Here is a 23,731-nt window from a genome sequence, read left to right as displayed (position 1 = left end):
GATCGCAGCCCCCCAGAAGAATCCAGGGAAAAACGGCCGCTGCCATCCATAGTCTCATCATCGTCTCCATTGCCATCCAGTTATTACCGCCGCGAATCGGCATGAAAAAGGCCCGCGAGGCCGTAACCTCGCGGGCCTTTTCAGGTTTTCAGGCGGTTAGTCCGCCGAGGAGTAGGTGCCGTTGCCGGCGATCGTGCATTGAACCGGATCGTTATGCGACTTGGCAATCTTGCAAGGTGTCGAATCGGCAATACTGTTGCGATTGGCAGCGATGACAGCGATGTAACCGCGCTTGTTGCTGCAGGCGATTTCGACGATGACGGCGCCTTCGATGCCATCGGATTCACCGATATAACGCACATCGCTGACATCGCAGTCCTTACCCGGCTGGGCGACCTTGATCAGCTTGTCGATCTGGGCACGCAGTTGCGGTTCGGTGACGAAGGTGCAGTTCTTGCGGCTGGTCTGATCGATGAAGCAGTCATTGACGCGCACGCCGGCGGTGCTGCCCGGCTGCGGCACAAAGCCGATCAGGCCCCAGGGCTGTTCCTTGCACTTGAACTCGACATAGTCACGCTTGGTCTGTTCCTGTGTGCCGACGACATTGTAGTCCGTGACCGTGCAAGGGAAGCCGGCCTTGCCCAGAAGCGCCGAATAAGTGCCGTTGGCATCAGCCGCCGCCACGCCGGCGTCGGTGAATTTGCAGCCGCCCAGGCCAGCCGCGCTGGCGCAGGTGATGTTGCGTTCGAAGGTGTTGTCAAGCTTGGTCATGACCATGAAGCCCGGCTTGTTGGCGCAGCCGAATTCATAGAACAAACCGTCGTTTTCCTTGTTAACCCCGACGAAACGGACATTGTTGACCTGGCAGTCCTTGTCAGCCGCCGTGGCGACGGGTTTCAGGACGGCCATTGTCTGTTCCTTGGTGGTGAACTGGCAGGCGGAACTGGTGCCATCGACCACGAGACAGCTCTTGAATTCGGTCGGGGCCTTGGCGCCCAGTTGGGCGTAATCGATGATGCCGCCGGCCTGCGCGCCGCAGCCGACTTCATAGCGATCGATCAGCGGCTCGGTCGATGTGGAGCCGATCACGCGGGCATCGCTGATCTGGCAGCCGGGCAGGTAGGGCTGGACGACCGGCGTGAGCCAGGCGTAGTGCGGCTTGTTTTCCGGCAGGACGCACAGGATGGACTCCGGACGCGTAGCCTGCAGCTTGGCGGCCAGCGAACAGGTGAAGGCCTGGCCCACTTCGGTGGGGGAAATGCTGGTGATGATAAAGCCGGGGCCGGTCTTGCAGGCCACTTCGTAAAGTTGTCCCTTGACCTTGGTGCCATCATCCTTGGCAAATTCGGTCGGCCCCATCAGGTAGGCGTCAACCGGATCACAATCGATCTTGCCCAGGGCGATAATGGCCGGAATATCGGTCATGCTCTTGGCCTGGACGGCCGGATCGATCTTGAATTCGCCGGCCGGGGCGGTTTCGGCCTTCTTCGGCGCCGCATAGGCGGCCTGTGTACCGGCGCTGGCGAGGGTCGCCAGGCCAAGCGCGATGGCCAGGGTTTGCGCCCTTTGTACCATCTTTTTGAAATCGAAAGATATTTTCATTGGTGGCGTCTCTCCGCTGGTCCGACCTGTGAAATTACTGTCGCGGTTTGCCCCGCCACGAATTAATTTTCAATAGGTTTATTGCCGGCTTGTGGCGAATACAAGGCATTATGGATTACGTCATGCCGGTTGCTTGCGGGCAAGCCTTGAGGTCCGCACCGCCATGGCGAGGGCCACACACATCAGGATGGCTGCCATCAGAAAGGTGACCTTCATGCCGCCGGCAGGGCCGGAGTTGCGCGCGCAGGCCCTGTTTCGTGACCGCTTTATCGGTTTGGTGCGCCACGATCATCCTCTGAATGTGGGAGACATAACCGCCGCGCGTTATGCGGCCGGACAGCATATCCTGATTTCGCGCCGGGGCGCGGACCGTGGACCGGTCGACACAGCACTTGAACCGCTCGGCCTCAAGCGTGACATCGCCGTGACCGTCGGCAGCTTTTCGGAAGCCCTGGCCCTGGCCCGCGTCTCGGACCTGATCGCCTGTGTGCCCGAACGCTATACGCAGCATCTACGCGTGGGGATGAACAGTTTCCCCCTGCCGGTTTCCGTGCCGGAGATCAGGGTGTCATTGCTGTGGCATCCGCGCATGGACGCCGATCCGGCACATCGCTGGCTGCGGGACTGCATCCGCAAGGTCTGTGCGGCATAACATTCCATGTTGCCGTGCGCGTCAACTTTGGCTAGAGTGGACAAAACAGGGAACCCGACCATGAGCGATATTTCAAGCCATCTCGATAACGGCGTGCTGACGCTCAGGCTCAACCGTCCGCCTAAGAAGAATGCCCTGACCAAGGCCATGTATACCGCCCTGACGGAAGGACTGGCGCGGGCCTCTGAAAATGAGGCGGTACGCGTAGTGGTGATATCGGCGGAAGGGGCTGATTTCTGCGCCGGCAACGATATCCTCGACTTCGCGCAGGATTTGCCTGTCTATCAGGACGAGTCGGCCGATCATGAAAACCTGCCGGTTTTCCGGTTCCTGAAGGCGCTTACCTTTTTTGACAAACCGTTGATCGCCGCGGTGCAGGGGCAGGCGGTCGGGGTGGGCGTCACCCTGCTGCTGCATTGTGATCTGGTGGTGGCGGCGCAAGATATCCGCCTGAGCCTGCCCTTCCTGAAGCTGGGCCTGGTGCCGGAAGCCGGCTCGACCCTGCTTTTGCCCGAACGCATCGGCCATGCACGCGCCTTCGCCTGGATGGCGCTGGGCGAGGTGATCGGCGCCGAAGATGCCCACAAGTTGGGTCTGGTCAACAGCATTGTATCGCGTGACATACTGGATGACGCCGCCCAGGCCATGGCGCAAAAACTGGTTAAACTGTCCCTCTCCAGCCTGCGACACACCAAGGCGTTCATGCGTGATCCGGAAAAGCTGTGGCAGGTGATCCAGGCCGAGGGCGCCGTTTTTCGCCGGCAACTGACGAGCCCGGAAGCGCAGGCCGCCTTCATAGCCTTCCTGTCAAAGTAGGCTGACGAAATAAACGGATGCAATAATTGCGGTGTATTTGATTGACCTTGTCATGTGCAGGTCTTATTTGGCCGCCAGTATTGGTACTGTATGTACTGTAAACCGGGATCGGGCATTTGGCTCTGGACGCACTGGCTTTGGATTTTACGATTTGTCTTGAGACGCCGGACCTGGCTCAGTGCATCCTGGAACTGACGGACCGTGCCTTCGGTCCTGGCCGATATGTCAAGACGGCCGAACGCCTGCGCGAAGGTTCGCATATCCTGCCCGACATGAGTTTCGTAGCGCTGCGCGGCGGGCAATTGCTGGGCAGTGTGCGCATGTGGCCGATCGACGTGCGGGATGGTGAGGCGTGTGAGCGCATCGCTTTTCTCGGCCCCATTGTCGTGGATGATTCCTGCCGTGGCCAGGGCATCGGCAAGGCGTTGATAAATGCCTGTGTGGAAGCGGCGTTGACCAAGGGTTTGCGGGCGGTTTTGCTGGTCGGGACGCCGGGCTATTTTCAGTCCTTCGGTTTTGAAAAGGCAAAAGGCATCACCCTGCCAGGGCCGGTTGATCCGAATCGCCTGATGATCCGCTATAGCCAGCCTGGCCTGAATTTCACGGGCCGTGTCAGCAAGGCCGTTTGATCCAGGCCGCCTGACGGTCTAGTCTGCGGCATGACCACGATTCCACTCTCTGAAGACATGCAATCCCCGGCTACACGTGCCGTTTTCGCCGCCCTTGAAGCGAAGGGCGGTGCGGCTTGCGTTCGCTTTGTCGGCGGTTGTGTGCGCAATCCGCTGATGGGAAAGCCGGTCAGCGATCTCGATCTGTCGACGCAATTGACGCCGGATGAGACGGAAGCCGCGCTGGAAGCCGCCGGTATTCGAGGCGTGCCGACCGGCAAGGCTTTTGGTACCATCACGGCAGTGGTCGACGGAGCCTCCTACGAAATCACCAGCCTACGCGAAGATGTCGAGACCGATGGCCGCCGCGCGGTAGTGAAATATACGACCGACTGGGCGAAGGATGCCCTGCGCCGGGATTTCTATCTCAATGCGCTCTATGCCGATATCGACGGCCAGGTTTACGATCCGACAGGGGAAGGACTGGCTGATGCCGAAGCGGGCCGGGTGCGCTTTATCGGTGAGGCGGAACAGCGTATCCGCGAGGATTACCTGCGCATCCTGCGCTTCTTCCGTTTCAGCGCCGGCTATGCGCGCGAAATCGATCCAGGCTCCCTGGCGGCCTGCGTGGCGCTGAAAGCGGGCATTGACGGGCTTTCTGGTGAGCGTATCCAGCAGGAATTGCTGAAAACCCTGGCCCTGCCGCAGCCCCTGATGGCTTTCAATGCCATGCAGGCGCACGGGCTGATGCCGCATGTCATCCCCGGCTGGCACGCGACCGACGAGGCGCTGCCGGAACTGGCGACGGTAATCGGCCTGACGGATGATCCGGAAATCCGCCTGATGGCCCTGATCGATAGTGGTGTGGGGCTTTCCGCCGGCGCGCTTCACGCCTGCCAGACGCGGCTGAAATGGTCGCAGCGGCTCTATAACCGTTTGCGTGATGCTGGTCGGGCGCTCGATGGCCTGGCCGAAAACGCACCGTTTGCCCGTCTGATGTACTTGCACGGTCGTCAGGCCACGGAGGATGCCGTTTATCTGGCCGCCGCGCACCAAGGCAAGGAACCGGCTGCGGTCGCCTATGTGATGCTGATACTGGCGGGCCTTGAAATCCCTGTCTTTCCGGTGAAGGGCGCCGACCTGATCGCGCGCGGCCTATCCGCCGGACCGGCGGTGGGGAAAGCGCTTAAGCAATTGGAAACCGAATGGCTTAATCATGATTTCTCACAAAGCGTGATTGAGGCGGCCCTTGACGCAATTGCGAAATGAGCCAAATCTCGAAGACATATTTCGGGGATCATGAGTATGCGTAACGATTACATCGCCATTCTGGAAACCGGAGTCCCGCCCGCGGGGCTCGATGCCACCTACGGCACCTATGCCGACATGTTCGCTCAGCTTTTAGCCAGCGAGGGGCGTTCCTTCAAGGTTTTCAAAACATTGGCGGGCGAACTTCCCGAACAGGATGAAAATCTGAAAGGCGTGGTTATCACCGGTTCTCCGGCGGGCGTTTATGAGGATGATCCGTGGATCGCCGCCCTGATGGACTGGCTGCGCGCGCTTGATACCGAAACTCCGGTGGTCGGTATCTGTTTCGGCCATCAGGTGATGGCGCAGGCCTGGGGCGGCCATGTCGAGAAATCGCACAAGGGCTGGGGCATCGGCCTGCACGAATATGAGGTCCAGGCCCACGATCTGTGGCAGGAACTGGCGGGGGCGGGCGCCACGCGGATTGCCTGCGCTGTGACCCATCAGGACCAGGTGGTCAAAAAACCTGAAAATGCCATTGTACTGGCAGGCTCTGACTTCACCCCGCACGGTGCGCTCTATTACACCCAGCGCAAGGGGCTGTCATTCCAGTGCCATCCGGAATTTTGTGAGGACTTTGCCTCTGACTTGCTCATCAGCCGCCGGGGCATTCGCATCGATCCGGCGCTGGTGGATCAGGCCCTGACGACCCTCAAGAAGCCGAGTCAGCGCCATGACCTGCTGGGCGCGATCTCGAAGTTTCTGAGCGCATAGTGTCTTTGGGATTGATAACAACAGTTCTTTTTTGTGGTATAACTCTTGTTTGCTTGCCGTTTAGTGTTTTTCTCAATCAAGAATATATTGATTGGTATAACGAGAAGCACCCCGAACGGAATAAGCGTCATGCACCTATGAGAGACATGTTTTTTGGCATTGAACTTTTCTTGGTGAAGATAGAGCCCTCAATGAGTCCAACTTTAGCTATGAAGCTAAAGGTTCACAAAATTGGCTTTCCACTCATTTGGCTTGGAATAATTCTCTACATTGCTATCTGTTTTGCAATTTTCTAGTTATCTTGATGTGATAACACGAGCGGTAAATGCCAAAGGATATGAGCACGCTGACACGCGACATTCATCCGATTCCCGATGATATCCGCCAATTGCTGCATGATCGTGGTTTGTGGGAAGCTTATCAGGCGCGTCCGCCCTATCAGCAGAACGATTATATCGGCTGGATCGGACAGGCAAAACGCGAAGACACGCGCGAGAGACGCATCAATCAGATGCTGGATGAACTAAAGGCCGGCGGCCTTTACATGAAAATGCGCTGGACGGGATAGCATCTCCTCCCCTGTTGCAGGGGAGGTGTCGAGCAAGCGAAGCTGGCAGGCGAAGCGCGTCGAGACGGAGGGGTAAGGCAGACGCCGGTTTTTACCCCTCCGTCGTGGACTTCGCCACGACACCTCCCCTCCCTGAGGGGAGGAGATATGTCAGGGCCACTTTACGACAGGCGGCATGGACGACATGATCGATGGCACGTAGCCACCTGTTTTCAGACCGAAAATCGTGCCGCGGTCATACAACAGATTGAACTCGACATAGCGACCGCGCTGGATCAGTTGCGCCTCGCGGTCGTCTTCTGTCCATGATTGATTGAAACGCCCGCGCACGATCTGCGGATAGACGGCAAGGAAGGCCCGGCCGACATCCTGGGTGAAGGCGAAATCGGCGGCATGGTTGCCGCTGTTCAGATGATCATAAAAGATGCCGCCGACACCGCGCGGCTCATTGCGGTGGGGCAGGAAGAAGTATTCTTCGCACCACGCCCGGAATTTCTCGTAATAGGCCGGATCGGCGACGTCGCACACCTCACGGAAAGCCTTGTGGAAGGCAACGGAATCTGGCGCCTCGGCATGGCGATCAGCGGCCATCAGCGGCGTCAGGTCCGCGCCGCCACCAAACCAGCTTTGGGTCGTGGTGATGAAACGCGTATTCATATGCACCGCCGGCACATGCGGATTGGTCATGTGGGCGATCAGCGAAATGCCGGTGGCGTGGAAGCGCGGATCGACGTCGGCGCCGGGGATCGATTTGGCAAATTCCGGTGAAAAACTGCCATGGACAGTCGAGATATGCACGCCGACCTTCTCGAACAGCCGGCCCTTCATGATCGACATCTCGCCGCCGCCGCCCGCTTCGCGGTTCCACGGTGTGCGCTCGAAGCGGCCAGCAGTCTCGCCATAGAGCGCGGCCGGGGCTTCGCCCTCCAGTTGCTCGAAGGCAGCGCAGATGGAATCGCGCAAAGAACGGAACCACGCGGCGGCCTGGGCTTGGCGGTCAGTCAGCATTTCGGCGGGGAGGGCAGCGGTATGGGTCATGTCGCCGTGATAGCGCGGGCAGGCCGTACCTGCCACAGATATTTCATGCGGCGAATAGCCACATAATTATCATGGGAATTGTCAGCTATAATCGAGGCTCACCGGACGGGAGCCGACTCGCATGGTCGCTATTATTGAAAAGCCTCGTAATTCACCGAGAAACTGGCAGGACCATGATCCGCGCCACCTGCTCGATCGTGAGGCGCCGCGCTACACCAGCTATCCTTCGGCTCATCATTTCAAGCCTTTATCGCCGGATATTCATGCCGACTGGCTGCGCGGTCTCTCTTCCGGCGGCAGCATCGGCCTCTATATCCACATCCCCTATTGCGAGCAGATGTGCTGGTTCTGCGGCTGCAATACCCAGATAACGCGCCGCTATGACGCGATCGCTGCCTATGTTGATCAACTGGTCGCCGAAATCGCCCATGTCAGCCGCCAGATCGCCATGCGCCCCTATGTTCACAGCCTGCATTTCGGCGGCGGTTCGCCGGGCCTGCTCCAGGCGAAGGACATGGAACTGCTGTTCGATGTGCTGCGTGATCGGTTCGTTTTCCTGGCCGACGCCGAAATTTCCATCGAGCTGGACCCGCGCCGGGTGACATCTGAGATGGCGCGCCTCTATGCCGGGCTTGGGTTCAATCGGGTCAGCCTCGGCCTGCAGGACACCGACCCGCAGGTGCAGAAAGCCATCAACCGCGTCCAGCCCATGCCGGTGGTGCGCGCCTGCGTCGATGCCCTGCGCGATGCCGGCATAAAGGCCCTGGGGCTAGACCTGATCTATGGTCTGCCGTTCCAGGATGAAGCCGCCTTTTGCGCCACCCTGGCCGATGCCTTAAGCTTGCATCCGGATCGCCTGAGCGGCTTTTCCTATGCCCACGTGCCGTGGGTGCGCAAGCATCAACGGTTGATCGAAACGGCTGCCCTGCCGGATGCCGCGCACAAGCTGATCCTGTTCGAGCGCATGACGGAAACCCTTGGCACGGCGGGATATATCCCGATCGGCATCGATCATTTCGCCCGTGTTGAGGATGGTCTGGCGATTGCATCGAAGCATCACCGACTGCGCCGCAATTTCATGGGCTATACCGACCAGCCCAATGACCGCCTGCTGGCTTTCGGTGCGTCCGCCATCAGTGAATTCGACGAAGGGCTGGCGCAGAATGTCAGCCAGAGCGCCACCTATCAACGATTGATCCGTGAAGGCGGCCTGGCCACGTCGCGCGGCTGGGCCTATCGGGAGGATGATCGCGTGCGCAAGGCGGTGATTGCCGAACTGATGTGCTATTTCGAGGCCGATATCGGCGACATCGTCGTGCGCCACGGCATGGCGTTCAATGCGCTCGATGCCGAACTGGAACGCCTGAAGCCCCTGGATGACCTGGGCGTGGTTGAGTGCCGTCGCCGGGTGGTGCGCCTGACATCGCCACTGAAGATGCTGATTCGCAATGTCTGCGCCGTTTTCGACCGCTATATGGAACAGCCGGATGGTCAGGCACGCTATTCCAGGGTCGCCTGATTTCTTACAGGAAAGCCGCCGGTCTGCCGCAGGGCCTCGCCCAGCGCCATAGACGCCGCATTGATCACATTGATCGACCGGGCTTCCGCGCTGATCGGAATGAACAACCTGGCATCGGCGCGGGCATGGACCTCTTCCGGTACGCCGGCGCTCTCGCGGCCCATCAGCAGGATATCATCCGGCCGGAAGGTGAAATCATAAGCCGGTTCGGCGGATTTGGTGGTGAAGAGCACTAGCCGTGCGGCAGGTAGGTTCGCCCGCAGAAAATCAAGATAGGCTTCCCATGATATATGGTGCGACACTTTGGCGCAGCGGCCATAATCCATGGCCGCGCGCTTGATCGCCTTGTCGCCGAGCGGAAAGCCGCACGGCTCGATGACATCGAGATCAATCTCGAAAGCGGCGCTCAGGCGGATGGCGGCGCCAAGGTTTTGCGGGATATCCGGCTGGTATAGCGCCAGGCGCATTGCGGTCTGCTCTTGCGGATAAGGAAGCGTGGTGGCGGCGTTTTCACCGCTCCGGTGGGCAAATGTCCAGCGTAAAACGCCATGCTGCAAGCCGTTCGCAATGATTTGACGGAAAAGCATCCCGAGTGCGGCGAAATTTAGACAAGAAAAGTGTTTTGGCGGTTTGTATCCGTCACGGAATTGTGGTTATAGACGCAGTTGGTATGAATATACGTGCCGGATTCTTGGCGTGTGCCTGTTGCAGAGCGTGTCTTTGTTAACGGAATCAGTCATGAGTGATTAAGAATTTTTGAGGGTGTCGGGCACGGGGCGTAAAATCCTGGTCCGGCTTGAGAAACGAAGAGGTGGCAAGGTGAGCGAACCTGTGACGGACGTCGGGCAAGATCCGAATCGTCGTGACTTTATCTACATTGCAGCCGGTGCGGGGGCTGTTGGCGCCGCGGCCATGGTGGCGGTGCCGCTGATCGGCCAGATGAATCCGGCAGCCGATACCCTGGCGCTCGCCTCGATCGAATACGACCTCTCCAAGGTGGAAGAAGGTATGCAGGCGGTAGTCAAATGGCGCGGCAAGCCGCTCTTTGTGCGTTACCGCACCAAGAAGGAAATCGCCGAAGCCAAGGCGGTCGATATCAAGACCCTGCGTGATCCGCAGACCGACGAGGAACGCGTTAAGGCCGGTCACGAGCAGTATCTCGTGCTCATCGGTGTCTGTACGCACCTGGGCTGCGTGCCCAATTTCGGCACCGGTGATTACGGCGGCTGGTTCTGCCCCTGCCACGGTTCGGAATACGATACCTCCGGCCGTATCCGCCAGGGACCGGCGCCGAAGAACCTTGAAGTGCCTGAGTACACCTTCCTGTCCGACACCAAGATCAAGGTGGGCTAAATGAGCGATCATCCCTCGACCTATGAGCCGAAATCCGGCATTGAAAAGTGGCTGGATTCACGCCTGCCGATCGTTCGCCTGGCCTATGACAGCTTTGTCGATTACCCAACCCCGAAGAACCTGAACTACTGGTGGACCTTCGGCGGCATCCTGTCGCTCTGCTTGGGCGTGCAGATATTGACCGGCATCATCCTGGCCATGCACTATACGGCCAATGCCGACCTGGCATTCGATTCCGTCGAGCGCATCATGCGCGACGTCAATTATGGCTGGCTGATCCGTTACGTCCACGCCAATGGCGCGTCGATGTTCTTCTTCGCCGTCTATATCCATATGTTCCGTGGTCTCTATTACGGCTCCTACAAGGCGCCGCGCGAAGTGCTGTGGCTGCTCGGCTGCATCATCTACTTCCTGATGATCGCCACCGCTTTCATGGGCTACGTCCTGCCCTGGGGACAGATGTCCTATTACGGCGCGGTTGTTATCACCAACCTGATTGGCGCCATTCCGGTGGTTGGCCCCTCGATCCTGACCTGGCTGCAAGGCGGTTTCGCGGTCGATAACCCGACGCTGAACCGTTTCTTCTCGCTGCATTACCTGCTGCCGTTCGTTATTGCCGGCGTCGTCGTCCTGCACATCTGGGCGCTGCATGTGGTGGGGCAAAACAACCCGACCGGTGTCGAGATCAAGTCCAAGGAAGACACCTTGCCGTTCACACCCTACGCCACGGTGAAGGATGGCCTGGCCATGATCTTCTTCCTGATCGTGTTTGCCGTGTTCGTCTTCTTCGCGCCTGACGCCATGGGCCATGCCGACAACTATGTGAAGGCCAACCCGTTGCAGACGCCGTCGCACATCGTGCCCGAATGGTACATGCTGCCCTTCTACGCCATCCTGCGCGCCATCACCTTCGATATCGGGCCGATACCGGCGAAGCTCCTGGGCGTCACCGCCATGTTCGGCGCCATCGCCCTGATCTTCGCCCTGCCGTGGCTGGATACCTCCAAGGTCAAGTCGATGCGCTACCGTCCGGTCATGCGCTGGTTCTTTGTCCTGTTCGTCCTGGCCTGCATCGGCCTTGGCTGGTGCGGCGGGCAACTGCCGGATAACCTGGTGTTCTCGATCACCACGGATGCGCATGGTAATCCGCTCGGCCTCAAGGTGGTCTGGCTGTCGCAGCTTCTGGCCGTCTATTATTTCGCCTTCTTCCTGATCATCATGCCGTGGATCGGCCTGAAGGAAGACCCGCTGCCCGTGCCGGCCTCGATCTCCGAAGCCGTCCTGGCCGCCCACGCCAAGAAAAAGGGTTAAGTCACATGAATAGCTTTATGACGAAAACCCTGAAGGTTGCGGCCGGCCTGGCCCTGGTTGTTTCGCTGACCGCCGGTGCCGCCGTGGCCAGCGAAGGCTTCAAGGAGCCGGAGGATCATCACTTCACCTTCGAGGGGCCGTTTGGCACCTTCGATCAGGCGCAGTTGCAGCGCGGCTACAAGGTCTATCGTGAGGTCTGCTCGGCCTGTCACTCGATGCACCTGATGTCGTTCCGTAACCTCGGTCAGAAGGGCGGCCCCTTCTATGATCCGAAGTACAAGAACCCGAACGACAACCCGGTGGTGAAGCAGATCGCTTCGGAATTCGATGTTGCTGATATCGACCCGGATACCGGTGACGAGATCACCCGCAAGGCCACGACGTCCGATCGCTTCCCGTCGCCCTTCAAGAACGAAGAAGCGGCCAAGGCCTCGAACAGCGGCGCCATCCCGCCCGACCTGTCGGTGATCACCAAGGCGCGCGAAGGTGGCGCCAACTATGTCGCCTCCATGCTGGCGGGCTTCCAGCCGGCTCCGGCCGGCCTGGAGGTCGCGGCGACCCAGCATTATAACCCCTATGTCCACGGCGCTCTGGCGACTTCCTGGAAGGGCGACCCGCACAAGGTACCGCTCGGTGGCGTCCTGGCCATGCCGCCCCCTCTGGCGGATGACAAGGTGGCCTATGATGACGGCACCAAGGCGACCCTGAAGCAGGAAGCCCAGGACGTCGCGGCTTTCCTCGAATGGGCCGCCGACCCACATGCCACTGAGCGCAAGCAGATGGGCGTATCGGTCATCCTGTTCCTGCTGCTGATGGCGGGCGTGACTTATGCAGCGTACCGTCAGGTCTGGCGCGGCAAACACTAAGGCGGGAACGCCCCGATGGTCTGCAAAGCATCATCTGTCTGCGATCCGGTGCTCACGTACTAAAGTACGCTGCGCTACGGTTCTCGACAGCTAATACTTTTCGACTCATCAGGCCGTCCCCGCACCGCGCGATACCAAGAATAATAAAAGCCCGTCGGAGATTATCTGGCGGGCTTTTACATTGATCTACCTTGGCGGTGGTGGCCTGTTTATGATACCTATGTTTGAAATAGAACAGGGGGCGGGGATGAAAACAGCAATTGGTTGGATCGGCCTGGCGATATGGCTTTCAGGGGCGCTGTGTTCTGGTGCCGTTGCTGCACAGCCGCCGAAAACGCTTCCTGCCGCACCCGCTTCAGATCCGGATATGAAGCGAATTTACGACGCCGATCAGGCAGATCGTTCCGTTGATATCACCAAGATGGACTGGGCGGTCGTGGGGCCGCGCGATGCCGCACGCCACGTTGAGGTGCGGCAGTTGCTGGCTGAGGGGCGGTTGCATACGGGCGCTGATTTTGTCGAGGCGGCATTGGTGTTCCAACATAGTACCACTTCTGACGATTTTCTTCTCGCCCATACACTTGCGGTCATCGCTACAAAAAAGGGCGACCCTGGCGGGCCATGGATCGCAGCGGCGACGCTGGACCGCTATCTCCAAACCATCGGCCAGAAGCAAATCTATGGCACCCAGATGAGTACGGGCCTCAATGGCTGGACAAGAGGGGCCTACGACAGCGGTCTGATCAGCGATGCGTTGCGCAAAGAGTTGGGCGTGCCGGATTTGGCCGGCCAGGCCAGACAGCTTGAAGAGCGACAAGCGTCAGGCGCGCCACCGGTCGTCGTGACGCCTGTGGAGGCCCCTCAATCTCCGGTAAAAGCCGATATCAAGTGCGAGACCGGGCCTGTAATGCGCGTCTTCGGGCGGACCTCATGGCAGGTCTTTTCGTGTGATAATGGTGGACTGCTGGCTCTCGATAGCGGTCCACCTCCGGGCACGATTTTCGTCACGGTTACCGATGGAAAAGTCATCGCTGGGGGGCAAGGTGGCGATGATGCCGAGGTGAAGGTCGCTACGGCTGCTTTTGAAGCCATGACTGAGGCGCAAATCGCAGACATTATTGCGCAGACACGGCAAGTTAGCCGATAGTTCTCACACTAGACGTTAAACCGGAAGTTCATGACGTCGCCGTCCTTGACGAGGTATTCCTTGCCTTCCTGACGGAATTTACCGTGCTCCTTGGCGCCGGCTTCGCCGTTATACTTGACGAAGTCGTCATAGGCGATGGTTTCGGCGCGGATAAAGCCCTTCTCGAAATCGGTGTGGATGACGCCGGCGGCCTGCGGGGCGGTGTCGCCGACATGGATGGTCCAGGCGCGGGCTTCCTTGGGGCCGACCGTGAAATAGGATTGCAGACCCAGCAGCTTGTAAGCTTCGCGGATCAGGCGGTTGAGGCCGGGCTCTTCCAGACCGAGCGTCTCCAGGAACTCCTTGCGCTCGTCGGCATCCAGCAGGGCGATTTCCGACTCGATCTGCGCCGAGATGACGACGCTGTTGGCGTGGTCGGCACGGGCCCGCTCAGCCACCTTGGCGGAGAGTTCGTTACCGGTGGCGGCGGCGTCTTCCTCGACATTGCAGACATAGAGCGCCGGCTTCGAGGTCAGCAGTTGCAGCATCTCCCACGCCTTGGTGTCTTCCTTGCTGATCTTGCCCTTCTCGAAGGCGATACGCGCCGGGCGGCCGTTGCGCAGTTCTTCCAGCGCGGCATTGATCAGTGAGACCGTCAGGGCGGCTTCCTTATCGCCGCCGGACTTGGCGCGCTTTTCCAGGTTCGGCAGGCGCTTTTCCAGCGATTCCAGGTCGGCGAGCATGAGCTCGGTTTCGATGATTTCGAGGTCGCTGATCGGGTCAATGCGGCCTTCGACATGGGTGATGTCGGTATTGACGAAGCAGCGCGCCACGAAGGCCACGGCATCACAGTCACGGATATTGGCCAGGAACTGGTTGCCGAGGCCTTCGCCCTTGGAGGCGCCGCGCACCAGACCGGCGATATCGACGAAGTTCATGCGCGCCGGGATGATTTCCTTCGAGCCGACGATCTTCGCCAGCACGTCAAGGCGTGGTTCTGGCACGGCCACATCGCCTGTATTGGGCTCGATGGTGCAGAAAGGATAGTTGGCGGCCTGGGCGGAGGCGGTCTGGGTCAGGGCGTTGAACAGGGTGGACTTGCCGACATTGGGCAGACCGACGATAGCGACTTTAAGGGCCATGGAAACAGCTTTTCAGAAAACGGAAATTGCGCCGTTCCCTAAAGCATTTTGGCTTTCGGGACCAGAACTATTGCACTAATTGAAGAGAGCGGTGTGGTAAGGCATATTGATCGAAGGGGGAAACATGCGATTGCTGCGAACAATGATCGGTGCTGTGATCAGTATTGCAGGTATCGGCGTGGGGCTTTGGTATGCTCCGGAAATCAATCCGGTCGATCATTTCCTGTTTGAACGTGCGCATCCCGTCTCCAAGGCGCAGCTTGATGACCCGGCGCTTCTGGCAAATGTACGCCCGATCAACTCCGGGATTTTATATCAACAAAAAGCGTTGTTGATACCACAGGACATTCCCCTGGCGGATTGTCGTTTGATGGTTCAGGCTATTAAGGACGAGGATGCGGGCAATACGTCGGATGAGTTTCTTCTCAAGAATACTCAGAGCCGTTTCAATTGCCCGTTTGCAGAATTGGGCCTGACTCATGTTGAGTACCCACCATCCATACCGGGGCAAGAATCTCGCGTTGATGAGAAATTCTTCCGATCGAGCTTTGTCGGTCGGCCAAGCTACAGTCTGTTCCGAACGCGATTTTCTATCATTTATGGCAATCGTGTCAGCGGCATAAAATGCACCTATAATCGCCTGATGGGTCATTGGAAGCGTGAGGCTTGCCATCTGGCCTATGCCATCGACCCGGTGTGATCATCGAGAATATGATTACTCTTTCTGTGCATTCAACTGCCGCGTATCCAGTTTGGGCGCCGGGGCCTGGCGCATGACCTCCGTGGTGTAACGCTCGGCGGCATCGGGCAGGCCGGAGAGCAGGACGGGCAGGGCGCGCACGCACGCATCGTTCATGGCATTGACCCATGCCTGATCCGACTTGCCAAAATCCCCCAGCACCCAATGCAGCACGTCTTCCTTGGCGCCAGGATGGCCGATGCCCATGCGACCGCGCATGAAGTTGGGACCGATATTGGCCATGATCGAGCGCAGGCCATTATGGCCGGCATGGCCACCGCCCAGTTTCATGCGCAGGCGGCCGGGGGCGAGATCCAGTTCGTCGTGGAAAACGATCACGCGTTCCGGCTTGATCTTATAGAAGTGCATGGCCTTCTGCACGCTCTGGCCGGAGAGGTTCATGAAGGTCTGCGGCTTGAGCGCGAGCACCTTTTCCAGGCCCTTGGCGGTCTCGATCTGGCCGTCGGAGGTGAGGCCGTCGAAATTCTTCTTCTCCGGGCCGAAAGCGGGGCTGCGGATCAGTTCGTCGATCATCATGAAGCCGATATTGTGGCGGTTCTTCGCGTATTGCGCACCGGGATTGCCAAGACCAACGATAAGGTACACGACGCGCTCCTGAAACTAATGGGTATGCCGTGACGAACGTATAGCGTTCGTCCGCCATGGGGGTCTGTGACCCCATATCTTCTCTTCTATCCAATAAAAAAGACCCGTCCAGAGGACGGGCCTTCTTTTATTGGAAAAGCAAAGGACTTGGGGCCCCAAGAACGTTCTCTGGCCCCAAACCCCATCAGCCTTCGGAAGCGGCGGCGGCTTCCGCCGCGTCTTCGCTCTTCGATGCGCCCGAAGCGGTGATCGAGGCAACGACTTCCGAGCCGGCGACATGCGCCTTGACGTCCGAAGGCAGCTTCAGGTCGGAGACGTGGACGCTCTGGCCAATTTCGAGGCCGGTCAGGTCAACGATGATATCTTCCGGAATATGGTCGGCCGGAACCAGGATTTCCAGTTCGTGGATGGCGACGTTCAGGGCGGCGCCCTTCTTCAGGCCGGGCGACAGTTCGTGGTTCTTGAAGTGAACCGGAACCGAGATCTTGATCTGGGCGTGTTCGTCAACGCGGTAAAGGTCGAAGTGGATCGGCACATCGGTGACCGGGTGGAAGTCGATCGACTTGGCGATGACCTTCTGGGTTTCCGAGCCGTACTTCAGGGTCACCAGGTGGCCGTTGAGCTTGCCGGTATAGAGCGCCTTGCGGAATTCGTTCAGGTTGACGGCGATCGGCACGGGAGCCTTGTCACCACCATAGAGAATGCCCGGCACCTTGCCGGCATTGCGGGTTTCACGCGCGCCACCGCTGCCGGTGCGCTCACGTACTTCAACGTCAAGAATAATGTCGGCCATAGCCATAAACCTCAATAGAAATACGCCGGTACCACAATTGGCCCGGCGGTCCGAATTTCTGGAGGCGATCCCGATACACGACAATGCCCGGCAAAGCAACCGCTGCAAGGAAAAAAGGCGGCACGCCCACTACAGGATGTGCCGCCTTAAACCGTAATCAGGCGTCGAAAACTACTTTTTCTTCTTGGCCGCCACCTTCTTCTTGGCTGTTTTCTTCACCGGCGCAGGTTTGAGATAGGGCTTCGGGTCGGCATAGGCCGAGGTGCCGTCCGCCTTGAAGCCGACGCGGGTGACCGGCGCGAAGCTGAGCGCATTGCTCGACATCTTGCCCAGGCACTGGCCGGTATCCATAAGGACGTGCTGACCGACACAGAACACATCCTCATAGTGCGGCTTGGCCACGGCCAGGCACTGATAGAGGTTGAGCTTGCTCATTTGCAGGCAGCGCTGGCCGTCGCCATCATCCAGCAGGCTGGTCAGGGTCGGCAGGTTGGTTTCGCCGCCTTCGCCAAGCAGGGCCAGGGCAGCAATGGTCAGCGCGCGGTTCACCGCCTGGGTATAGGGCTGGTTGAACAGGTCCGGACGATCGAAGACGCTGGTCGCGGCCGAAGTCGCACTGGCCTCTGCGGGTACAGGTGCGGTGCCCGCATCGGGGATCAGGGCCGGATTGCCGCCGTTAACCGGCGTCGCTTGCGTGGCCTGAACCGGCAGGCCAACCTGAACCGTGCTCTGACCGGTGGATTGGCCGGTATCGGCGCTGGTGATGAGGCCCTGGCCGGAAAGGGCGGCGGCCAGCAATTTTGCGCTGTCGTCCGACTGCACGCTGGCGAGCGTTATGGAATTGGCCTTGGCGAGCGCCAGGCGGCCGTCGCGGTCGGCCACGAATTCTTTGGACCATTTCTCGTGCTGAATGTCATAGGCCGCCTGTTTGACGCCGGCGCCGGCCTTGTAAACCGATTGGCCGTCGCTTGACAGGGCCAGTATCATGCGGCGGGCGGCAGCATCAGCGCCAGGGATGACCGCGGCATAGGCGGGATCGGCAATCAGCTTGGCCTTGATATCGGCGCGTGTCGCGTCATTGGCCGCATAGGTGCGCATTATGGAGCGGAAGGCCGGTTCCTGCATGGCCACAATGGCGGCATAGGCCACAGCGCCGTGAGCCAGTTGGTTGGGTTCGAAGGATTCGGCTGAGGCGAGCTGAGCCTGAATGGCCGCGCCATCGGCATACTGGCCCTTCATGACCGAGACCTTCTCGATGTAATCCTTGTAGACGGCGGCGGCATCGGAGATTTCGCTGGCGAGCGCGACCGGCGGGCCGGCCGGTGCCGGCGGCGGCGGCGGCGGTGCCGGCGGCGGTGCGTCGGTGGCGCAACCGGCCAAGGTAATGGCAAAGCTAAGGGCGATCAGGCTGGTGCCAAAGCCCTTGGTGAGTGCCAGCTTCATACGTACATTCCCCTTTGAGTCCAAGGTGCCCGCAACCGAAAATGCCGGTTTGCGGCTAACGATTTCTATTGTGTGACGAAAGGCGCAAAGCCCCCTCAGAAAGGCTTAGCGCGTATGGCGCAGTGTTCAACAGCAAAAACGCCGAAATTATGACGCGGCGCAACTTAAGAGGTTAATGCGAGCGTCGGAAAAGCAGGCCATTGTTTAATGAAAACAATGGCCTGCCAGGTTAATTGTGCGGTATTTCAGACTTGACTTGTCACGAAAAGTTTTCGTGAGTCGCAGCCTGGTCGAACAGTTTCGATACGGATTCTTAGTTGGCGATGGCGGCCAAGACGCTTAACCGGCGATCCGACGCATTAATCGAACAGTTTCGATACGGACTCTTCGTTGGCGATGCGGCGGATCGCTTCGCCGATCAGGGGGGCCACGCCGACGATGCGGACCTTCGGATGATTGCGGATAGCTTCCGGTGCTTCAATCGAGTCCGTGATCACCAGTTCCTTCAGGACGGACTTGTCGACGCGGTTGATGGCTTCGCCCGACAGCACGCCGTGGCTGATATAGGCGGAGACGGAGGTGGCGCCGCGCTCCAGGATAGCCTTGGCGGCATTGACCAGGGTGCCGCCGGAATCGACGATATCGTCGAACAGAATGCAGTCGCGGCCGGTGACGTCACCGATGATGTTCATGACTTCGGATTCGCCGGCGCGCGGGCGACGCTTGTCGACGATAGCCAGGTCGCCGCCGAGGCGATCAGCCAGGGCGCGGGCGCGGACCACGCCGCCGACATCGGGCGATACAATCATCAGGTCGGCCGAATTTTTGTAATTGGCCTGAATGTCCTTGGCCATGAAGGGGATGGCGACCAGGTTGTCGGTCGGGATATCGAAGAAGCCCTGAATCTGGCCGGCGTGCAGGTCCATGGTCAGCACGCGGTGGGCGCCGGCGCGGGTGATCAGGTTGGCCACCAGCTTGGCCGAGATCGGGGTGCGGCCGCCGGTCTTGCGGTCCTGGCGGGCATAGCCGAAATAGGGGATGACGGCGGTGATGCGCTTGGCCGAGGCGCGGGTCAGCGCGTCGATGCAGATCAGCAGTTCCATCAGGTTGTCATTGGCCGGAAAACTGGTGGACTGGATGACGAAGACGTCCTCGCCGCGGACGTTTTCATCGATGGTTACGAAGATTTCGTTGTCGGCGAAACGCTGGACGCGCGCCTTGCACAGCGGCATGTCGAGATAGTCACCGATATTCTGGGCCAGGGTCCGGTTGGAGTTGGCGGAAAGAAGTTTCATGGTGGGTTTTCCCGTAGCTGCTTTGGGGGGATTGGTCATATGAGGCGGCTTTTAGCAGGTGAAAGCCGCGGTTCAAGACCTAAACGTCGTAAATAGTTAAAATTTCCCGGTCTGTGCTAAGCGGCTCATTGAGAGGGTGGCGGATTGCGGGTTCTGGACTTGTTGCAGCGGCCGGTTTGTGGATTAGATACCGGATAATCAAGGGGGCGGATTCAATGCGCAAATCATACCGTTATATCTTAGGTGCCTTCTGGGGCGCCATCTGTCTTGCTGCCTTGCCGGCCATGGCCGCTGTGCCGCAACCGTCACCGGGCACGCCGGTTACCGCCAATATGGGCGCGGTCACCGGCAACGGTGTCCTGACGGACCGTGACGGTCGTCCCCTGGGTACCTGGTCGGTCACGGCGGTTCTCAAGGGCGGGCAGTTCACCGGCAGTTCGACGGTCGTGATCCAGGGGCAGACGCTAAGCCTGCCTCTGATCGCCAACCGGTCTTATCTCGAAAACAGTCGATGCGTCTTCTATTCAGAACAGGACCGGGCCCATGTTGAACTGTCGGGGCCGTGTACGTCAAATGGCATCGGCGGCTATCTCAATGCCTTCATCCCGACGGGGGAGGTCTATTCAGTGAGCGGTTATGTCTCCGGCGCCTTGGTCTTCAAAGCGTCGGGGGCTGCGCCGAAGGCCGGCATTGTGCCGAAAGGCCGGCTGACCTGTGCCTGGATGGAACGCATGGGCGGAGTCGTGGCCGGCCAGGATTATCACTACGAACTGCGCTACTCTAACATGGGCTTTCTGCAACTCAATCCGCAGGGCACTTATACGACCGCGAATACATCCGGCAAATGGGTGCGCGGACCAGGCGACACCTTCCGCCTGACCAGCGGCCAGTTTGCGGGCGCAATCGGCCACCTCCAGCCCGACAAGTCTGGCCAGCCGGCGGTCTATTTCGAGCGCGATGAAAACCGCGATGCGCGCGATGTCCATATCGTCGATCCGCAGCGCACCAGTTGCACCGTCAAGCGCTGATCAAGCCCGGATCATGATGCAGGAAATCAGGCGCCCATAATCCGGCTCGCCAGTTTTTACGGCGCGGCGGTTGGAATAGAACTGGGCGGCGTCGGCGCAGGTATCGTGACCGGTGGAGGCCGTTTCGGCGCAGCCTGCACGCTTCAGGCGCATCAGGCAGTAGCCGGGCAGGTCGAACATCCGCTTGTCGAGGTCATTGGCCTGGATGAAGAAGGCTTTAGATTCCGGATCTTCCTTGGCGAAGTTGGCTTCGTAATCGGCGCTGACCTCGTAGGACGCCTGCTGGATGCAAGGGCCGATGACGGCGCGGATACGTTCCGTTTTGGCGCCCTGCTGGGCCATGGCTTTTAGCGTGGCCTCTATAACGCCGCCAAGCGCGCCCTTCCAGCCCGCATGACACGATCCGACGACGCGGCTTTGCGGATCGCAGAACAGGATGGGGGCGCAATCGGCGGACAGGGCCGAAAGGACAATGCCGGCGCGGGCGGTCACCAGGCCGTCGGCTTCCGGGCGTTCGCCTATGAAAGGCTCGTTCACCTTCAGCGCGATACTGGAATGGACCTGATAGAGGCTGAGCAGATAGTTTTCCGGGCGCCCGAACGAAGCCGCCACACGCCGGCGGTTTTCCATAACGGCGTCCTGGTCGTCCTTCGAGCCGAGGCCAAGATTAAGGCTGCCATAGAGATCCTGCGAGACGCCGCCGTGGCGGGTGAAAAAGCCGTGTTGAATCTGGGCGAGATCGAGAAGCGGGTGCAGGATACGCGAAGGCAGCAAGGACATTTAGGAAACCTGTTACTGTAAAAAGAGCCATAATCGCAGAGCCTTAGGGCCGCGACTTAAGCATGGGAATGGCTGTGTGTGGCGCCGCCATCAAGACGGACGGCTGCGGCGGTTTTGTGTCCGCCGGCGATTTAAAAGGCTCTTTTTGCGCCTGTTTTTATCCTACAGGGCGGTCTCGTTCGCTTCAAGCGCGAAGAGGTTAACACTATCCGGAAAGGACAGGCCGAGCACCTTGAACAGGGTGCCCATCTGGTCCGGCGCCATGAGCCGGTCATACTGTCGCTGGAGCTTTTCGGCCTGATCACGATTGCGTTCACGAAGCGCTGCGTGACGGGCATCGATGCCGAGGCGGGCCAGAAAATCGCGTTGCGTGACGATGGGGCTGACGGTGACGCCAGTCCTTGCCGCCGCCGCCGTGACGGAGGGGAAATCGGCCCAGACGGTCAGGTCATGTTGGCCGGGTGCGGCCAGAGGATCGTGTTTCTGGTGCCGGTAAAGCGCCTGCAACGTATCGCCTGGGCCGGGACGGGCGCGGCCGTAATCGATCAGCAGGGCGGCGCCGGTGGCCTTTTTGACCAGCAGGGCCAGGTTTTCGGCCAGCCGAGTCTGGGCGAGTGAAACTTCCACCAGATCGCCGATGGCGGCATCGAACGGCGGGACAAAGTCCTGACCCGCCGGCACCAGCCCGAAGGCGAGCGCGCCATCCTGCAAGCCGACGCAACGCTCAAACCAGCCGGTTTCAGCGCGGATGAATTGCCGCGCCGGCAGGCAGTCGAGCAGTTCATTGGCGATCACAATGACCGGCAGGTCTTCGGGCACGCCATCCAGCGAAGACACGAAGGCGGCGTTCGGCACCTTTTGGCCTTGCAAGGCGCGCAGGGGCGGGGAGATTTCGACCATGGTGATCCGGGCGGCTTCGCGCAGGCCAGGCACACGCTCGGCGACTCGCAGGATATCGCCCATCAGGGTGCCGTCGCCACCGCCGATCTCGACCAGACGGAAAGGCGCGGGCGATCCCATAGACAGCCAGGTCTGCGCCACCCAGACGCCGATCATTTCGCCGAACATCTGTGAGACCAGCGGCGCGGTTATGAAATCGCCATCCGCACCAAGCGCGGCGTGTTTTGTGTAGTAGCCGTCGATCGGATCAGCTAAGCAGCGGGCCATATAGGCATCTACCGGCATCGGGCCTTCGAGCGTGATCTGTTCGATCAGGCGGTCTGTCAAAGGGGAAGAGGGGGCAGAGTCTGAAGGCATAATTGAATCGCTATAAAATCCTCCCCTCTTGGAGGGGAGGGGGACCGCGGAGCGGTGGAGGGGTAAATACCGGCGTTTAGAGCGTGTGGTCTTTACCCCTCCGCCTCGACGCGCTGCGACCTGCGGTCTGCACGTTGCTCGGCACCTCCCCTCCAAGAGGGGAGGATTTATAAGCAGGTATCATGAACTAGCCGTCAAGCTCGGCGGTCTCGACAGGTGCTTCAGGTTCCGCTTCGGGCTCAGGCACTGGCGTTTTAAGCGCGCGCCAGATCAGGAAGCCGCCGACGGCGACCATGACCAGGGAGAGGGACTGACCCATGGTGATGATATTCTTGAAGAAAGGCAGCATCTGCGCGTCGGGTTCGCGGACATTTTCCAGCAGGATGCGGATAATGCCGTAGCCGGCGATAAAGGTGCCCATGATCAGTCCGGGACGGTTGAACTTGCGGTAGACGCTCGCCAGAACCCACAGCAGGATGAACAGCAGAAGACCTTCGCCGAGGGCTTCATAAAGCTGGCTGGGATGGCGCGGCTCCAGCCCGGCCGGGCACACGTCATTATACTGCTTTTCAATGTACTGGTTGCAGAAGACCATGCCCCACGGCACGTGGGTGACGCGGCCCCACAATTCGCCATTGATGAAGTTGGCGATACGGCCGAAGAACAGGCCGATCGGCGCGGCGCAGGCCAGCAGGTCGCCCAGATTGAGCATCCGCGGCAGGGTGAATTTCTGCGCGCGGCAATAGAGGATGGTCGCTACCGCCACGCCGGTAAAGCCGCCGTGGAACGACATGCCGCCGTGCTGGATCATGAAGACTTCGAGCGGCTGTTTCCAGATGATCGACGCGTCGTAGAAGAGAATATAGCCTATGCGGCCGCCGACAATGATGCCGAGCGTGATCCACAGGATCAGGTCGTCGAGCTGGGCACTGCTGACCGGCGCGCGGCGCGGCGCCCACAAGTTTTCCTTCTTTACCAGCGCCGCGATATAGAGCCAGCCGCAGACAATGCCGGCAATATAGGCGAGGGCGTACCAGCGAATCTCCAGCGGACCCAGATGGAGAAGAACCGGGTCGATATTCGGCATGTTCAAAGGCATGTCATCTCCATATATTTCCGAAGCCATCGACTTCGGCAAGGGCAAGTGCCCGCCCGAGCTTATGCGAG

General features: G+C 59.6%; 24 protein-coding genes. 13 read left to right on the top strand and 11 right to left on the bottom strand.

Features of this window, described 5'->3' with window-relative positions; all coding sequences use genetic code 11:
• Positions 1-156 precede the first annotated feature (156 nt).
• Complete coding sequence (locus ACTHND_RS10410; protein WP_440177873.1) at positions 157-1,602, bottom strand: hypothetical protein; 1,446 nt, start codon at positions 1,600-1,602, stop codon at positions 157-159.
• A gap of 187 nt (positions 1,603-1,789) precedes the next feature.
• Between ACTHND_RS10410 and ACTHND_RS10405 the strand changes: the two genes are divergently transcribed.
• The 6 genes from ACTHND_RS10405 to ACTHND_RS10380 all read left to right on the top strand — a co-directional run bounded on the left by ACTHND_RS10405 (position 1,790) and on the right by ACTHND_RS10380 (position 6,268).
• Entirely contained in the window at positions 1,790-2,254 is a 465-nt protein-coding gene (locus ACTHND_RS10405) for a LysR substrate-binding domain-containing protein (protein WP_440177872.1), read from the top strand.
• Positions 2,255-2,314: 60 nt separating this feature from the next.
• The gene (locus tag ACTHND_RS10400) at positions 2,315-3,070 is read left to right on the top strand and encodes an enoyl-CoA hydratase (protein WP_440177871.1); all 756 of its coding nucleotides are present in this window, start codon (positions 2,315-2,317) and stop codon (positions 3,068-3,070) included.
• 116 nt (positions 3,071-3,186) lie between these two features.
• Positions 3,187-3,699 carry a GNAT family N-acetyltransferase gene (locus ACTHND_RS10395; RefSeq protein WP_440177870.1) on the top strand — a complete coding sequence of 171 codons (513 nt, stop codon included), beginning with the start codon at positions 3,187-3,189 and terminating at the stop codon, positions 3,697-3,699.
• 30 nt (positions 3,700-3,729) lie between these two features.
• A complete protein-coding gene (locus ACTHND_RS10390; protein ID WP_440177869.1) occupies positions 3,730-4,947 on the top strand; it encodes a CCA tRNA nucleotidyltransferase in 1,218 nt (405 codons plus the stop codon).
• A 36-nt stretch (positions 4,948-4,983) separates the two neighbouring features.
• Positions 4,984-5,700, top strand: a complete 717-nt coding sequence (locus tag ACTHND_RS10385) for a type 1 glutamine amidotransferase (protein WP_440177868.1) — start codon at positions 4,984-4,986, stop codon at positions 5,698-5,700.
• Positions 5,701-6,037: 337 nt separating this feature from the next.
• On the top strand, positions 6,038-6,268 hold the full coding sequence (locus tag ACTHND_RS10380) for a YdeI/OmpD-associated family protein (RefSeq protein WP_440177867.1): 231 nt from the start codon (positions 6,038-6,040) through the stop codon (positions 6,266-6,268).
• 150 nt (positions 6,269-6,418) lie between these two features.
• On the opposite strand, the gene hemF is transcribed toward ACTHND_RS10380, so the two are convergent.
• Positions 6,419-7,276, bottom strand: coding sequence for an oxygen-dependent coproporphyrinogen oxidase (gene hemF, locus ACTHND_RS10375; protein ID WP_440177877.1), 858 nt, complete (start codon positions 7,274-7,276; stop codon positions 6,419-6,421).
• 151 nt (positions 7,277-7,427) lie between these two features.
• Here hemF and hemN point away from each other — a divergent pair, with 151 nt between their 5' ends.
• Positions 7,428-8,825: an oxygen-independent coproporphyrinogen III oxidase gene (gene hemN / locus ACTHND_RS10370; protein ID WP_440177866.1), complete on the top strand. Its 1,398-nt coding sequence runs from the start codon at positions 7,428-7,430 to the stop codon at positions 8,823-8,825.
• Here hemN and ACTHND_RS10365 read toward each other — a convergent pair.
• Positions 8,807-9,292, bottom strand: a complete 486-nt coding sequence (locus ACTHND_RS10365; RefSeq protein WP_440177865.1) for a tRNA (cytidine(34)-2'-O)-methyltransferase — start codon at positions 9,290-9,292, stop codon at positions 8,807-8,809. The two genes, hemN and ACTHND_RS10365, sit on opposite strands and share 19 nt — an antisense overlap.
• Before the next feature lie 352 nt (positions 9,293-9,644).
• Here ACTHND_RS10365 and petA point away from each other — a divergent pair, with 352 nt between their 5' ends.
• The 4 genes from petA to ACTHND_RS10345 all read left to right on the top strand — a co-directional run bounded on the left by petA (position 9,645) and on the right by ACTHND_RS10345 (position 13,502).
• Complete coding sequence (petA, locus tag ACTHND_RS10360) at positions 9,645-10,178, top strand: ubiquinol-cytochrome c reductase iron-sulfur subunit (protein WP_440177864.1); 534 nt, start codon at positions 9,645-9,647, stop codon at positions 10,176-10,178.
• Entirely contained in the window at positions 10,179-11,489 is a 1,311-nt protein-coding gene (locus ACTHND_RS10355; RefSeq protein WP_090644274.1) for a cytochrome b, read from the top strand.
• 5 nt (positions 11,490-11,494) lie between these two features.
• Entirely contained in the window at positions 11,495-12,355 is an 861-nt protein-coding gene (locus ACTHND_RS10350) for a cytochrome c1 (protein WP_440177863.1), read from the top strand.
• A gap of 181 nt (positions 12,356-12,536) precedes the next feature.
• Positions 12,537-13,502 (top strand): hypothetical protein, encoded by a 966-nt coding sequence (locus tag ACTHND_RS10345; protein WP_440177862.1) that lies wholly within the window; start codon positions 12,537-12,539, stop codon positions 13,500-13,502.
• 8 nt (positions 13,503-13,510) lie between these two features.
• Here the strand turns inward: ACTHND_RS10345 and ychF are convergent, their stop codons facing one another.
• Positions 13,511-14,623: a redox-regulated ATPase YchF gene (gene ychF, locus ACTHND_RS10340; protein WP_440177861.1), complete on the bottom strand. Its 1,113-nt coding sequence runs from the start codon at positions 14,621-14,623 to the stop codon at positions 13,511-13,513.
• A gap of 124 nt (positions 14,624-14,747) precedes the next feature.
• Between ychF and ACTHND_RS10335 the strand changes: the two genes are divergently transcribed.
• Complete coding sequence (locus ACTHND_RS10335; RefSeq protein ID WP_440177860.1) at positions 14,748-15,323, top strand: hypothetical protein; 576 nt, start codon at positions 14,748-14,750, stop codon at positions 15,321-15,323.
• Between the two features lie 15 nt (positions 15,324-15,338).
• Here the strand turns inward: ACTHND_RS10335 and pth are convergent, their stop codons facing one another.
• From pth to ACTHND_RS10315, 4 genes are all read right to left on the bottom strand, one after another.
• On the bottom strand, positions 15,339-15,968 hold the full coding sequence (pth, locus tag ACTHND_RS10330; RefSeq protein ID WP_440177859.1) for an aminoacyl-tRNA hydrolase: 630 nt from the start codon (positions 15,966-15,968) through the stop codon (positions 15,339-15,341).
• A gap of 184 nt (positions 15,969-16,152) precedes the next feature.
• Positions 16,153-16,761, bottom strand: coding sequence for a 50S ribosomal protein L25/general stress protein Ctc (locus ACTHND_RS10325; RefSeq protein WP_440177858.1), 609 nt, complete (start codon positions 16,759-16,761; stop codon positions 16,153-16,155).
• 171 nt (positions 16,762-16,932) lie between these two features.
• A complete protein-coding gene (locus tag ACTHND_RS10320; RefSeq protein WP_440177857.1) occupies positions 16,933-18,204 on the bottom strand; it encodes a hypothetical protein in 1,272 nt (423 codons plus the stop codon).
• 359 nt (positions 18,205-18,563) lie between these two features.
• A complete protein-coding gene (locus ACTHND_RS10315; protein WP_090644262.1) occupies positions 18,564-19,499 on the bottom strand; it encodes a ribose-phosphate pyrophosphokinase in 936 nt (311 codons plus the stop codon).
• A gap of 215 nt (positions 19,500-19,714) precedes the next feature.
• Here ACTHND_RS10315 and ACTHND_RS10310 point away from each other — a divergent pair, with 215 nt between their 5' ends.
• Positions 19,715-20,527: a hypothetical protein gene (locus tag ACTHND_RS10310; protein WP_440177856.1), complete on the top strand. Its 813-nt coding sequence runs from the start codon at positions 19,715-19,717 to the stop codon at positions 20,525-20,527.
• Here the strand turns inward: ACTHND_RS10310 and pgeF are convergent, their stop codons facing one another.
• The 3 genes from pgeF to lgt all read right to left on the bottom strand — a co-directional run bounded on the left by pgeF (position 20,528) and on the right by lgt (position 23,657).
• Entirely contained in the window at positions 20,528-21,307 is a 780-nt protein-coding gene (gene pgeF, locus ACTHND_RS10305; protein ID WP_440177855.1) for a peptidoglycan editing factor PgeF, read from the bottom strand.
• Between the two features lie 162 nt (positions 21,308-21,469).
• Positions 21,470-22,564 carry a class I SAM-dependent methyltransferase gene (locus ACTHND_RS10300; protein ID WP_440177854.1) on the bottom strand — a complete coding sequence of 365 codons (1,095 nt, stop codon included), beginning with the start codon at positions 22,562-22,564 and terminating at the stop codon, positions 21,470-21,472.
• A gap of 187 nt (positions 22,565-22,751) precedes the next feature.
• Complete coding sequence (gene lgt / locus ACTHND_RS10295; protein WP_440177876.1) at positions 22,752-23,657, bottom strand: prolipoprotein diacylglyceryl transferase; 906 nt, start codon at positions 23,655-23,657, stop codon at positions 22,752-22,754.
• Positions 23,658-23,731 lie beyond the last annotated feature (74 nt).

Source organism: Asticcacaulis sp. (genome assembly GCF_051954415.1).
Taxonomy (GTDB): domain Bacteria; phylum Pseudomonadota; class Alphaproteobacteria; order Caulobacterales; family Caulobacteraceae; genus Asticcacaulis.
The sequence above is the reverse complement of the archived record's forward strand: the minus strand, read 5'-3'. Positions and strand labels throughout refer to the sequence as shown.

What these genes read in the sequence shown, in the direction of transcription:
- ACTHND_RS10365 (WP_440177865.1), bottom strand. Translation starts at nt 9,292, where the DNA reads ATGCGCCTGGCGCTATACCAGCCGGATATCCCGCAAAACCTTGGCGCC.
- ACTHND_RS10355 (WP_090644274.1), top strand. Translation starts at nt 10,179, where the DNA reads ATGAGCGATCATCCCTCGACCTATGAGCCGAAATCCGGCATTGAAAAG.
- ACTHND_RS10405 (WP_440177872.1), top strand. Translation starts at nt 1,790, where the DNA reads ATGGCTGCCATCAGAAAGGTGACCTTCATGCCGCCGGCAGGGCCGGAG.
- ACTHND_RS10385 (WP_440177868.1), top strand. Translation starts at nt 4,984, where the DNA reads ATGCGTAACGATTACATCGCCATTCTGGAAACCGGAGTCCCGCCCGCG.
- ACTHND_RS10335 (WP_440177860.1), top strand. Translation starts at nt 14,748, where the DNA reads ATGCGATTGCTGCGAACAATGATCGGTGCTGTGATCAGTATTGCAGGT.
- ACTHND_RS10380 (WP_440177867.1), top strand. Translation starts at nt 6,038, where the DNA reads ATGAGCACGCTGACACGCGACATTCATCCGATTCCCGATGATATCCGC.
- ACTHND_RS10410 (WP_440177873.1), bottom strand. Translation starts at nt 1,602, where the DNA reads ATGAAAATATCTTTCGATTTCAAAAAGATGGTACAAAGGGCGCAAACC.
- ACTHND_RS10315 (WP_090644262.1), bottom strand. Translation starts at nt 19,499, where the DNA reads ATGAAACTTCTTTCCGCCAACTCCAACCGGACCCTGGCCCAGAATATC.
- ychF (WP_440177861.1), bottom strand. Translation starts at nt 14,623, where the DNA reads ATGGCCCTTAAAGTCGCTATCGTCGGTCTGCCCAATGTCGGCAAGTCC.
- hemF (WP_440177877.1), bottom strand. Translation starts at nt 7,276, where the DNA reads ATGCTGACTGACCGCCAAGCCCAGGCCGCCGCGTGGTTCCGTTCTTTG.
- ACTHND_RS10325 (WP_440177858.1), bottom strand. Translation starts at nt 16,761, where the DNA reads ATGGCCGACATTATTCTTGACGTTGAAGTACGTGAGCGCACCGGCAGC.
- ACTHND_RS10390 (WP_440177869.1), top strand. Translation starts at nt 3,730, where the DNA reads ATGACCACGATTCCACTCTCTGAAGACATGCAATCCCCGGCTACACGT.
- ACTHND_RS10350 (WP_440177863.1), top strand. Translation starts at nt 11,495, where the DNA reads ATGAATAGCTTTATGACGAAAACCCTGAAGGTTGCGGCCGGCCTGGCC.
- hemN (WP_440177866.1), top strand. Translation starts at nt 7,428, where the DNA reads ATGGTCGCTATTATTGAAAAGCCTCGTAATTCACCGAGAAACTGGCAG.
- pgeF (WP_440177855.1), bottom strand. Translation starts at nt 21,307, where the DNA reads ATGTCCTTGCTGCCTTCGCGTATCCTGCACCCGCTTCTCGATCTCGCC.
- ACTHND_RS10310 (WP_440177856.1), top strand. Translation starts at nt 19,715, where the DNA reads ATGCGCAAATCATACCGTTATATCTTAGGTGCCTTCTGGGGCGCCATC.
- ACTHND_RS10320 (WP_440177857.1), bottom strand. Translation starts at nt 18,204, where the DNA reads ATGAAGCTGGCACTCACCAAGGGCTTTGGCACCAGCCTGATCGCCCTT.
- ACTHND_RS10400 (WP_440177871.1), top strand. Translation starts at nt 2,315, where the DNA reads ATGAGCGATATTTCAAGCCATCTCGATAACGGCGTGCTGACGCTCAGG.
- ACTHND_RS10300 (WP_440177854.1), bottom strand. Translation starts at nt 22,564, where the DNA reads ATGCCTTCAGACTCTGCCCCCTCTTCCCCTTTGACAGACCGCCTGATC.